This window comes from Actinomadura montaniterrae, from assembly GCF_008923365.1.
Classification (GTDB): domain Bacteria; phylum Actinomycetota; class Actinomycetes; order Streptosporangiales; family Streptosporangiaceae; genus Spirillospora; species Spirillospora montaniterrae.
Map to the genome: position 1 here is coordinate 1 of NZ_WBMR01000068.1, position 12021 is coordinate 12021.

Below are 12021 nucleotides of genomic sequence, written 5' to 3' on the forward strand. Positions count from 1 at the left end.
CTCCGCCGCACCCTGTGCGGCGGTCTCCGCGGCGCTCTCCGCCGGGCCCTCCGCCTGCCCCTCGGCGGGGACGCGGGCGTGGGCGCCGCGCGCGGCCCGGCCGGGACGGGACTTGCGGCGCCGGCCCGAGGCGTGCATCCAGCGCGGCAGGTGGCGGTCGAGGAACCCGAACGCGGTGTTGCGGTCGCGGAGGTGGACCAGCAGCAGCCCGCCCGGCTTGAGCGCCGCGACGAACCGGTCGAGGACCAGTTCGGCGTGCGGGACCCGCTCGACGAGGTAGGTGGCGTGGACGATGTCGTAGGCGCGCGGCGGCATCGGGACCGTGCGCAGGTCGCCGAGGTGCCACTGGTCGAGGTCGGGCCGCTCGCAGGCGTGCGCGCGCAGCTCCGGGGACTCCAGGTCGACCCCGGTCACCAGGCATTCGCGGTCGCCGAGGTCCAGCCCCGCGCCCCAGCCGCAGCCCGCCTCCAGGATGTGGATCCGCTGCAGGGGCTTCTCCAGTGCGTACTGCCTTGCGCGTTCTGAGAAGAGATCGCCGTCGTTGACCGGCGGCGTACGCAGATCGGTCACAGTCTCGCAGCGTAATCGCCCGACTGCGCTCTGTCCGCTATTTGCCCATTCTTGGTAACCGCCGTGTCGCCCTCCGCGATCATGGATGCCGGTCCTGCGGCCTGCGACGTCGCCAGCACGACGGCGTGCGCGGGCGCGTAGTCTGGTACGCGGTGCCGGGTCCGGTCACGGATTCCGGTTCTTCGGGCTGCCCTGCCCCTCGGGGTGAATGCGAACTTACGGGCGAAAATGACGCTTTCTGGACTTGTTGACCTTGCGTGCGCCGATGCCGAGCTGGAGCGCGCGCTGAAGCAGGCGCGCACCGACACCGAGGTCGTCGCCCCCGCCGCCACCTGGCCGATCCTCGCCGCGGCGCTGAGCCGCGCGGTCGCCGCGCGCTCCGCCGGCCCCGGCGGACGGCACGGCGCCGTGCTGGCGGTGACCGCGACCGGCCGCGAGGCCGAGGACCTCACCGCCGCGCTGACCAGCCTGATCGGCGCGGGCCGGGTGGCGCACTTCCCGGCCTGGGAGACGCTGCCGCACGAGAAGCTGTCGCCGCGCTCGGACACGGTCGGGCAGCGGCTCGCCGTGCTGCGCCGGCTCGTCCACCCCGACGCGGGCGACACGCCCACCGAGGAGGAGGCCGGCGCGCACCTGCCCGGCAAGGGCGGCGCGCTGGACGTCGTCGTCACGCCGGTCCGCGCCGTCCTGCAGCCGATCGTGTCGGGCCTCGCCGACCTGGAGCCGGTCCGGCTGGTGTCGGGCGAGGACGCCGACATGGACGACGCCGTCCGCCGCCTCGTCGACGCCGGGTACCACCGCGTCGACCTGGTCGAGAAGCGCGGCGAGATCGCGGTGCGCGGCGGCATCCTCGACGTGTTCCCGCCCACCGAGGAGCACCCGCTGCGGGTGGAGTTCTGGGGCGACACCGTCGAGGAGATCCGCTACTTCAAGGCGGCCGACCAGCGGTCCCTGGAGGTCGCGCAGGACGGGCTCTGGGCGCCGCCGTGCCGCGAGCTGCCGCTGACCGAGAAGGTCCGCGAGCGCGCGAAGCTGCTCGCCGAGGAGCACCCCGCGCTGGAGGAGATCCTCGGCCGGATCGCCGACGGCGACACCGTCGAGGGCATGGAGGCGTTCTCGCCTGTCCTCGCCGACAGCATGGAGCTGCTCACCGACCTGCTGCCCGAGGGGTCGGCGCTGCTGGTGTGCGAGCCGGAGCGGATCCGCACCCGCTCGGTCGAGCTCGTCCGCACCAGCCAGGAGTTCCTCGAGGCCAGCTGGGTGAACGCCGCCGCCGGCGGCGAGGCGCCCATCGACCTCGGCGCCGCCGCGTTCCGGTCGCTGGAGGAGGTCCGGCAGCACAGCACCGAGCTGGGCCTGCCGCGCTGGAGCGTCACCGCCCTGAACCCCGAGGGCGACGCGCTGAACCTCGGCGTCCATGCCGCCGAGGCGTACCGGGGCGACACCACCCGCGTCGTCGGCGACCTCAAGGGCTGGATCGACGCCGGCTGGCGCGTCGTCATGGTCACCGCCGGGCACGGGCCCGCCGAGCGCCTCGTCCAGCTCGTCGGCGAGGAGGGCATCGGCGCGCGGCTCGCCGACGTGGCCGCGCCGCCCGAGCCGTCCGTGGTCACCGTCACCACCGGGCTGCTGGAGAACGGCTTCGTCTGGGAGCCGGTGAAGCTCGCGGTGCTCACCGAGACGGACCTGTCCGGGCAGAAGTCGTCCACCAAGGACGTCCGGCGGATGCCGTCGCGGCGCCGCGGCGGCATCGACCCGCTGCAGCTCAAGCCCGGCGACTACGTCGTCCACGAGCAGCACGGCGTCGGCCGGTACGTGGAGATGGTCAGCCGGACGGTGCAGGGCGCCACCCGCGAGTACCTGATCCTGGAGTACGCCAAGAGCGACCGGCTGTTCGTCCCGACCGACCAGCTGGAGGAGCTGACCCGCTACGTCGGCGGGGAGGCGCCGAGCCTGCACCGGCTCGGCGGCGCCGACTGGCAGAAGGCCAAGTCCCGCGCCCGCAAGGCCGTCAAGCAGATCGCCGGGGAGCTGATCCGGCTGTACTCGGCGCGGATGGCGAGCCCCGGGCACGCGTTCGGCACCGACACCCCGTGGCAGCGCGAGCTGGAGGACGCCTTCCCCTACGTGGAGACGCCCGACCAGCTCGCCGCCATCGACGAGGTGAAGGGCGACATGGAGAAGCCCGTCCCGATGGACCGGCTGATCTGCGGCGACGTCGGCTACGGCAAGACCGAGATCGCGGTGCGCGCGGCGTTCAAGGCCGTCCAGGACGGCATGCAGGTCGCGGTGCTGGTGCCGACGACGCTGCTCGTCCAGCAGCACCTGTCCACGTTCGCCGAGCGGTTCGCGGCGTTCCCGGTCGTGGTGAAGCCGATCAGCCGGTTCCAGACCGACGGGGAGATCGAGGCGACCCTCGGCGGCCTCGCCGACGGCACCGTCGACGTGGTGGTCGGCACGCACCGCATCCTGTCGGCGCGGACGAAGTTCAAGAAGCTCGGCCTGGTGATCATCGACGAGGAGCAGCGGTTCGGCGTCGAGCACAAGGAGGAGCTGAAGCGGCTGCGCACCCAGGTCGACGTCCTCGCGATGTCGGCGACGCCGATCCCGCGGACGCTGGAGATGGGCCTCACCGGCATCCGGGAGATGTCCACGATCCTGACGCCGCCGGAGGAGCGGCACCCGGTGCTGACGTTCGTCGGCCCCTACGAGGAGAAGCAGATCGCCGCGGCGATCCGCCGCGAGCTGCTGCGCGAGGGCCAGGTGTTCTTCGTGCACAACCGGGTCCGGTCGATCAACAAGGTCGCGGCGAACATCGCGCGGCTCGTCCCGGAGGCGCGGGTCGCGATCGCGCACGGCCAGATGAACGAGCACGAGCTCGAGAAGGTCATGGTCGACTTCTGGGAGAAGAACTACGACGTGCTGGTCGCCACGACGATCGTGGAGTCGGGGCTGGACGTCCCGAACGCCAACACGCTGATCGTCGACCGCGCCGACATGTACGGGCTGTCGCAGCTGCACCAGCTGCGCGGACGCGTCGGGCGCGGCCGGGAGCGCGCGTACGCCTACTTCCTGTACCAGCCGGAGCAGCCGCTGACCGAGACCGCGCACGAGCGGCTCGCGACGCTGGCGCAGCACACCGAGGTCGGCGCCGGCATGTACGTCGCGATGAAGGACCTGGAGATCCGCGGCGCGGGCAACATCCTCGGCGCGGAGCAGTCCGGGCACGTCGCCGGCGTCGGGTTCGACCTGTACGTCCGGATGGTCGGGGAGGCCGTCCGGGACCTGAAGGAGGGCGGCGCCGAGCCCGAGGCCGTCGAGACCAAGGTCGAGCTGCCCGTCGACGCGCACCTGCCGCACGAGTACGTGCCGGGCGAGCGGCTCCGGCTGGACGCCTACCGGCGGATCGCGGCGATCACGTCCGAGGACGAGATCGGCGCCGTGCACGACGAGCTGAAGGACCGGTTCGGGCCGCTGCCCGTCCCGGTGCTGAACCTGCTGGAGGTCGCGCGGTTCCGCGCCAAGGCGCGCAAGGCCGGGCTCACCGACGTCACCGTCCAGGGCAACCACATCAAGTTCACGCCGGTGGACCTGCCCGACTCCAAGCAGGTCCGGCTGCAGCGGCTGTACCCGAAGAGCATCCTCAAGGCCGCCAGCGACACGCTGCTGGTGCCGGCGCCGAAGACGGCGCCGCTCGGCGGCCGGCCGCTGCGCGACCAGGAACTGCTGAAGTGGGCGACGGACCTGGTCGAGGCGCTGTTCCTGGAGGCCTCGCCCGCGTCCGCCGGGCGGGGATAGGCTGCACCGGATCGCCGGTGATCAGGGGCCAGGGCCGTCCCGACGCGCCGGGCGACGCACAGCGACGAACGACGAGACGAGGATTCCGTGCCCGGTAAGTCCGTGAAGGTCGTGGTGGCCGCCGTGGTGGCGGCCGGCGCGCTGGCCGGCTGCGGCGGCCAGACCCGCGTCGGCACCGCCGCCCTCGTCGGCGGCGACCGCATCACCGTCACCTCCCTCGACCAGACCGTCCGGGACTGGCGCGGCCAGTTCAAGGACGACCCGGTCGCCAACCAGATCCGGGCGAACTCCAGCGGGCTCGCGCCGGGGCTCGCCGACCAGGAGTCCGAGACGGACATGGAGGGCGCGCTGAGCCTGCTGGTGAACTTCCGCGTCGCCGACCGGGTCGCCCGCGACGCGGGCGTCTCCGTGCCGGACGGGCTGGCCGACCAGACCACGGCGCTCATGGACCAGCGGGGCGGCGCCGGCTCGATCACCCTGGCCAGCGGGCTGCCGCGGTCCCGGACTCGGGACCTGGCGCGCTTCATCGCCACGCAGACGGCCGTGATGCAGAAGTTCGGCGCCGACCTGGGCAACGCGCAGAGCCCGCTGACCGTGCAGGCGGCGCAGCAGTGGGGGCTGAAGTTCCAGAAGGCGGCGCGCGACATGCACATCAAGATCAACCCGCGGTTCGGCCGGTACGACGCGGCCAAGGTCGACATCGGGCCGGTCGTGTACGACCTGTCGTCGGCCGAAACGGGTACCGACGGAGCATGAGCGAAGCGAACCGGGGGGTGCGGGGGGTCGTCCCCCCGCAGGCGGCGCGCATGAGCGAAGCGAACCGGGGGGTGCGGGGGGTCGTCCCCCCGCAGGCGGCGCGCGCGCGAGTGGTCAGGGCGTCGCGGGGAGCGCGCGGATGGGCCTGACGCTGCTGGCGACGACGCACCGGGTCGCGCCCGGCCTGCTGACCTGGAAGGCGTGGGACGCGCTGCGGTCGGCGGGGCGGGTGCTCACGCGGCCCGGCCATCCGCTGCTGCCGTACCTGCGCGACGCGGGGGTGTCCGCCGAGGAGACCGCAGTCCCCGACCCGGCCGCGCTGGTCGCCGCCGCGCGGGAGGCGCAGGTCGTGTGGATCGCGGCGCCGGAGGGCGACGAGGACCTGATGCGCGCGGTCGGCGCCCTCGTCGTGACCGACCCGCTGGACGTCGAGGTGCTGCACGGCTCCTACGACCTGCCCGGCGCGCGGCTCCTCGACCTGGTCGCGGTGATGGAGCGGCTGCGGCGCAACTGCCCGTGGGACCGGGAGCAGACCCACGAGACGCTCGTCCCGTACCTGCTCGAAGAGTCCTACGAGGTGCTCGACACCATCGAGACCGGCGACTACGGCGCGCTGCGCGAGGAGCTCGGCGACGTGCTGATGCAGGTGGTGTTCCACTCGGAGGTGGCGTCCGAGCGCACCGACGACACCGCGTTCACCATCGACGACGTCGCCGCCGGGATCGTCGACAAGCTCGTCCGGCGGCACCCGCACGTGTTCGCGGACGTGGCGGTGTCCGGCGCCGACGAGGTCAACGCGAACTGGGAGCAGATCAAGGCGGCCGAGCGGGCGGCGAAGAGCGGCGCGGACGCGTCGGCGCTGGACGGCGTCCCGATGGGGCAGCCGGCGCTGACGCTCGCGGCGCAGCTGCAGCGCCGCGCGGGCCGCATGGACGCCCCGGACGAGCTCGTCCCGACCGCCGGGGACACCGGCGATGACCTGGGAATACGGTTGTTCGCCCTGGTTCGGGAGGCCGCTGATCGCGGACTCGACGCCGAAGCGGAGTTGCGGGCCGTTTCCCGGGTATTCCGCGATCGTGTCAGAGCGTGGGAACGGCGGCGGGCGCACGGCTGATCCGGTGGATCCCGGGCGGAAGATCCCCGATGGGGTGGTCCGCCGGAAGTCGCCCGTCTACAGTGAGCGCGTGCCGAACGGGGCCAGGGACGGCGGCGGGGACGGGAACCGGTCACCGGTGCGCCGTCGCCGCCGGGTGCTGACCGCCTCCACCACCCGTGCCCAGAAGTTCCGCGCGCTGCGCGGCCTCGGCGTCCTCGGCGGCGTCGCCGGGCTGCTCGTCGCGCTGCTGGTGCTGCCGACGGCCTGCACCGCCGGGGTCAACGCCCGCGACTCGGCGCGCTGGTTCGACAGCGTCCCCGCCGACCTCGACACCTCCGGCGTGCCGCAGCGGTCCCGGATCCTCGCCGCCGACGGCTCGACGCTCGCGACGTTCTTCTACCAGAACCGGGTGGACGTCCCGCTCGACGGGATCGCGCCGATCGCCCGCAAGGCGGTCGTGGCGATCGAGGACAGCCGCTTCTACGAGCACGGCGCGATCGACGCGCAGGGCACGCTGCGCGCGCTCGTCAGCGACCTCGGCAACGGCGAGGTCACCCAGGGCGGCTCCGGCATCACCCAGCAGTACGTGAAGAACCTGCTGCTCACCCAGGCCGACTCGACGGCCGAGCGCAACGCCGCCAAGGAGATCTCCGCGGCCCGGAAGATCCGCGAGCTGCGGTACGCGGTGGCGGTGGAGCAGCGGTACTCCAAGGACGAGATCCTGCGCCGCTACCTCAACATCGCCTACTACGGCGCGGGCGCCTACGGCATCGAGGCGGCGTCCCGGCGGTACTTCTCCAAGCACGCGTCGCAGCTGAACCTCGCGGAGGCGGCGCTGCTCGCCGGGGTCGTCCGGTACCCGTTCGCCTACGATCCGACCCGGCATCCGGAGGCGGCCCGCAAGCGCCGCGACACGGTCCTGCAGCGGATGGCCGACCTCGGGTACATCACCCAGGACACCGCCGCGGCGGCGGAGCGGCAGCCGGTCCGGCTGAAGGTCCAGGACGTCAAGAGCGGCTGCGTGACCAGCACGGCCCCGTTCTTCTGCGACTACGTCCAGCGGGAGATCCTCGCGAACCCGGTGTTCGGCGCGACGTCCGGGGACCGGGAGAAGCTGCTGAAGCGCGGCGGCCTCACCATCCGCACCACCCTGGACCGGCGGGCGCAGAAGGCCGCGCAGCGCGCCGTCGACGACGCCGTCCCGGCGAGGAACTCGGCGCACAAGGCGGCGGCCGAGGCGATGGTGGAGCCGGGCAGCGGCCGGATCAAGGCGATGGTCGTCGACCGGAGGCTCGGCTCGGACAAGGTGCGCGGCAAGACCTGGATCAACTTCGCCGCGGACGCCGACCACGGCTCCAGCATCGGGATGCAGGCCGGGTCGACGTTCAAGGCGTTCACGCTGGCCGCGGCCCTCGACCAGGGCCTGCCGTTCGGTACCCGGCTGATGGCGCCGAAGGAGTTCACGCCGGTCGGCTACCGCGACTGCAAGGGCCGCCGCGTCGGCGACGCGAGCGCCTCGCTGCACAACGCGGGCGACGGCGAGGGCGGCAAGCCGTTCAGCATCGTCACCGGCACCCAGCACTCGGTGAACACCTTCTTCCTCGCGCTGGAGAAGAAGGTCGGGCTCTGCCCGACGGTCAAGATGGCCGAGAAGCTCGGCATGCGGCAGGCCACCGGCGCGCCGCTGCAGCAGTACCCGTCGTTCACGCTCGGCATCAACCAGGTCTCGCCGGTCCGGCTCGCCGCCGCCTACGCGGCGTTCGGGGCGCGCGGCCGGTACTGCTCGCCGATCGCGATCACGCAGATCACCAACGCGGCCGGGCACCGCCTCAAGGTGCCGAGCGCGCACTGCGAGCAGGCCCTCGACAGGGAGACCGCCGACGCCGTCAACTACGTGCTGCGCGGTGTGCTCACCAAGGGCACCGCCGCCGGTCAGGGCATCGGGCGTCCCGCCGCCGGCAAGACCGGCACCGTCGACAACTTCTCCGCCGCCTGGTTCGCCGGGTACACCCCGGACCTGGCGTCCGCGGTGTGGGTCGGCGACCCGCGCGGCGGCTACAAGCACCCCATGTCGGACCTGTGCATGGACGGCCGCTGCTACGGCCCCGTCTACGGCGCGACGATCCCGGCGCCGATCTGGCACCAGAGCATGGTCGGCGCGCTGGCCGGGACGCCCGCGTCGTCGTTCGTCCGGCCGCCGTCGCGCTTCTTCAGCAAGGGGTCGGGCGAGGAGACCGCCAAGCCGCCCGACGTGCGCGGGATGAAGGTCGCGGACGCCGCCGCGAAGCTGCGCGGCGCCGGGTTCAAGGTGCGGGTCGGCGCCCCGGTGAAGTCCGACTACCCGAAGGGGACGGTCGCGGAGGTCTCCCCGTCGTCGGCGCAGCCCGGCGGGACGGTCACGCTGCGCCCGAGCAAGGGCCCGGGCAAGGGCGCGGGCGGTCCGAAGCGCCGCGACGAGGCCGGCGGTCCGCGCCACGGAATCCCGGGCTGACCTGCGCACCTGTGTGATCGTCCGGTACCGGGGTAGATCATCGGACGGGGGATCCCAGTCCGCAGTCCATCGGGGGGACGATCGTCATGCGAGCCATCGCCGTGTCCGAGTACGGCGCCACGCCGGCGCCCACGCACCTGCCGCGGCCGGAGCCCGGCCCCGGCGAGATCCTCGTCAAGATGATCGCCGCGGGCCTCAACCCGGTCGACTGGAAGATCGCCGACGGGATGCTGAAGGACTCGGTGGAGGCGCGCTTCCCGCTGATCCTCGGCCAGGACGGCGCCGGGGTCGTCGAGGCCGTCGGCGCGGGCGTCACGCGGCTGCGGCACGGCGAGCAGGTGTACGGGATGTTCCGCGACGTGGAGCGCGGCATCGGCAGCTACGCCGAGTACGCGCTGGCCGCCGAGGACGGCCCGGTCGCCCGGATGCCCGCCGGGATGATCTACACGCAGGCCGCCGCGGTGCCGACGGCCTGCGGCACCGCCATGGCCATGGTGGACGAGGCGGAGCTCGACACGGGGCAGACCGTCCTGATCGTCGGCGCGACCGGCGGGGTCGGCCAGGCCCTGGTGCAGCTCGCCGCGCTCACCGGCGCCAAGGTGATCGCCACGGCCCGCGACGACATGGCCGGCACGATCCGCCGGCTCGGCGCGGACGAGACCGTCGACCACTCCGGGGGCGACCTGAACGACCAGGTGCTCCGCGTCCACGGCGACGGGATCGACGCGATCCTCGACGTGGTCAGCGACGCGCAGGGCACCGAGCGGCTCGCGCAGCTGCTGCGGCCGGGCGGCACCTACGTCAGCACCACCTGGTCGGTGAACCCCGACGTCATGGAGGCGCAGGGGCACCGCGGCGTCAACCACATCGGCGCGCCGTCCGCGGAGATGCTGGACCGGCTGTCCGACCTCATCGACGCGGGCGAGCTGCGGGTGATGGTCGAGCGCGAGGTGCCGCTCGAGGCGGCGGGCGACGCGCTCGCCGACAACCGCGCCGGCGGGGCGCGCGGCAAGACGGTGATCCGGATCTGAGGTGATCGCGGCCCCCATGCGGGCATGCAGTCCCGAACAGACCCCCGTTAGGAGGCCCACATGAGCACCGAGGACGAGAAGCGCGCCCGGATCCGCGACCTCGACGCGAACATCTCCCGGCTGCGCGCCGAGCTGCCCGCGCCGTCGGCGGACGCGACCGACTTCGTCGACGCCGGCCAGAACCTCGCCGCCCGCGAGGAGCTCGCCGGGCAGATCGAGGCGCTGGAGAACGAGCGCCACCGCCTCCGCGAGGAGCTGGGCATGGCGTAGCCGCCGACGGGGGCGGGCCGGATAGCGGAGCAGGGAACAAACGAACCGGGGCTCAGGTTCATGGTTGCGTCAAGCAACCCGTGAGAGGGGGCCACGTGATCACCTACGAGGACTTCGAGCGCGCGACCCTGTTCTTCGACGCGAAGGACTACGCCGGCGCGGCCCGGCTGCTGGCCCCCATCGCCGCCGAGGAGCCCGGCAACCGCGCCGCCGTCGAGCTGCTGGCCCGCGCCTACTTCCACAGCGCCCAGCTCGGCCGCGCCGAGGAGACGTTCCGGCGCCTCGTCGACCTGGACCCGTGCAACGGCTGGGCGCACGAGGCGCTGGCCCGCACGCTGGAGCGCCGCAACCGCCCCGCCGAGGCCCGCACGTACCGGAACCTGGCCCGGGCCATGGGCGTGGGCCCGGCCGAGAAGGTCGACGTCTCCCTGACCGCGGCCGACCTCGCCTGACCCCGCCCATCCCGCCTGATCGCGCCCATCCCGCCTGATCGAGCCCATCCCGCCTGATCCGCGCCTACCGTCCGAGGCTGGGAGTGCCGGCGGAGGCGCCCTTCCTGGGCAGGCGCAGGACGAAGCGGGCGCCCTCGTCGTCGCTGCGGCGGTCGGCGAGGATCAGCGAACCGCCGTGCGCGGCGGCGATGTCGCGGGAGATCGCGAGGCCGAGGCCGGTGCCGCCGGCGTCGCGGTGCCGGCCCTCGTTGAGCCGGGTGAAGCGCTCGAAGACCCGCTCGCGGTCCTCGGGCAGGATGCCGGGGCCGTCGTCGATCACCTCGACGACGGCCGTCGACGGCTCCTCGGTGCCGACGATCACGGTGACCGCGGACCGGGCGTGCCGGTCGGCGTTGTCGATCAGGTTGGTGAGCAGCCGGGCCAGCTCGGAGCGCCCGGCGGTCACCGTCACCGGGCCCTCCGACAGGACGGTGACCCGGGCGCGCCGGGGACGGCGCAGCACCTCCTGGTCGGCCAGCTCCGTCAGGTCCACGGTCTCGCGCGGGAAGTTGCGGTCGGCCTCCAGCCGGGCCAGCGCGAGCAGGTCGTCGACGACGGCCCCCACCCGGTCGGTGTTGTTGAGCAGGGCGCGCAGCGTGTCGGGCAGGTCGGTGGCGTCGGGGTCGGCGAGCGCCAGCTCCAGCTCCATCCGGAGCCCGGCGAGGGGGCTGCGCAGCTCGTGCGAGACGTCGACGACGAACGCGCGCTGCCGCGCCACCGCCTCCTCCAGCCGGTCCAGGGTGGCGTTGATGCTGTCGGCGAGCACCGCGATCTCGTCGCGCCGCTCCGGGACGGGGACGCGGCGCTGGATGTCGGTGGCGGTGATCTCGTCCAGCTCCCGGCGGATCGCCTCGACCGAGCGCAGCGCCTGGCTCGCCGACAGCCACGTCCCGTACCCGGCGAGCGCGGTGACGATCGGGATGCCGAGCGCCATCAGCGCCGCGAGCAGGGGCCGCGGGAACAGGCCCGGCTCGGGCGCGAGCGTGTAGACGTACTCCGCGCCGGGGCCGGGCATCCCCACCCGGTACTCGACGATCTGGAAGCACGGCCCGCCGGGCGCGTCGACGGCGCAGCTGCGGCCGATGCGGCGGTCGTTGCCGGGCGGGGGGCGCGGGAACGCCAGCGGGGGCCGGCCCTGCATCCCGCTGCTCGCCGCGATGACGCGGTGCCGGCCGTCGACGACCTGCGCGAGCGTGTCGCCGACCGTGTAGACGTGCGGGACCGGCAGGACGCCGGCGTGGATCACCGTGGCGATGCGCCGGCCCTCCCGCGCCAGGTCGTCGTTGAGGTCGCCCTTCACGTCCTGCCTGATCAGCACCACGAAGACCACGTACAGGACGGTGGTCAGCAGGAACGCCGCGAGCGCCGCCGTCACCGTCACCCGGAACCGGACCCGCGAGCCGTGCAGCGCGACCCGCCACACACAGCGGGTCAGGCCCGCTGCGGCACGGCGGAGCCGGACACCGATGGCGACCTCCCGGGTATGTTGCCGATACCCGGTGTTTCTTGCCTGAGCAG

At 73.5% G+C, this 12021-nt stretch carries 9 protein-coding genes; 7 read left to right on the forward strand and 2 right to left on the reverse strand.

Annotated elements, in window-relative coordinates; translation table 11 throughout:
- On the reverse strand, positions 1-570 hold a 570-nt coding region (locus F9B16_RS22885), incomplete at its 3' end, for a class I SAM-dependent methyltransferase (protein WP_151542158.1).
- Positions 571-798: 228 nt separating this feature from the next.
- Here F9B16_RS22885 and mfd point away from each other — a divergent pair.
- The 7 genes from mfd to F9B16_RS22920 all read left to right on the forward strand — a co-directional run bounded on the left by mfd (position 799) and on the right by F9B16_RS22920 (position 10464).
- Positions 799-4368, forward strand: coding sequence for a transcription-repair coupling factor (mfd, locus tag F9B16_RS22890; RefSeq protein ID WP_151542159.1), 3570 nt, complete (start codon positions 799-801; stop codon positions 4366-4368).
- 87 nt (positions 4369-4455) lie between these two features.
- Positions 4456-5124 (forward strand): hypothetical protein, encoded by a 669-nt coding sequence (locus F9B16_RS22895; protein ID WP_151542160.1) that lies wholly within the window; start codon positions 4456-4458, stop codon positions 5122-5124.
- Between the two features lie 139 nt (positions 5125-5263).
- Positions 5264-6238, forward strand: a complete 975-nt coding sequence (locus F9B16_RS22900) for a MazG family protein (protein WP_151542161.1) — start codon at positions 5264-5266, stop codon at positions 6236-6238.
- A 70-nt stretch (positions 6239-6308) separates the two neighbouring features.
- Positions 6309-8711 (forward strand): penicillin-binding protein, encoded by a 2403-nt coding sequence (locus F9B16_RS22905; protein WP_225991871.1) that lies wholly within the window; start codon positions 6309-6311, stop codon positions 8709-8711.
- 86 nt (positions 8712-8797) lie between these two features.
- On the forward strand, positions 8798-9742 hold the full coding sequence (locus F9B16_RS22910; RefSeq protein WP_151542162.1) for an NADP-dependent oxidoreductase: 945 nt from the start codon (positions 8798-8800) through the stop codon (positions 9740-9742).
- A gap of 60 nt (positions 9743-9802) precedes the next feature.
- Entirely contained in the window at positions 9803-10012 is a 210-nt protein-coding gene (locus F9B16_RS22915) for a hypothetical protein (RefSeq protein ID WP_151542163.1), read from the forward strand.
- 95 nt (positions 10013-10107) lie between these two features.
- The gene (locus F9B16_RS22920) at positions 10108-10464 is read left to right on the forward strand and encodes a tetratricopeptide repeat protein (protein WP_151542164.1); all 357 of its coding nucleotides are present in this window, start codon (positions 10108-10110) and stop codon (positions 10462-10464) included.
- Between the two features lie 64 nt (positions 10465-10528).
- On the opposite strand, the gene F9B16_RS22925 is transcribed toward F9B16_RS22920, so the two are convergent.
- Entirely contained in the window at positions 10529-11926 is a 1398-nt protein-coding gene (locus F9B16_RS22925) for a sensor histidine kinase (RefSeq protein WP_151542165.1), read from the reverse strand.
- Positions 11927-12021: the final 95 nt, after the last annotated feature.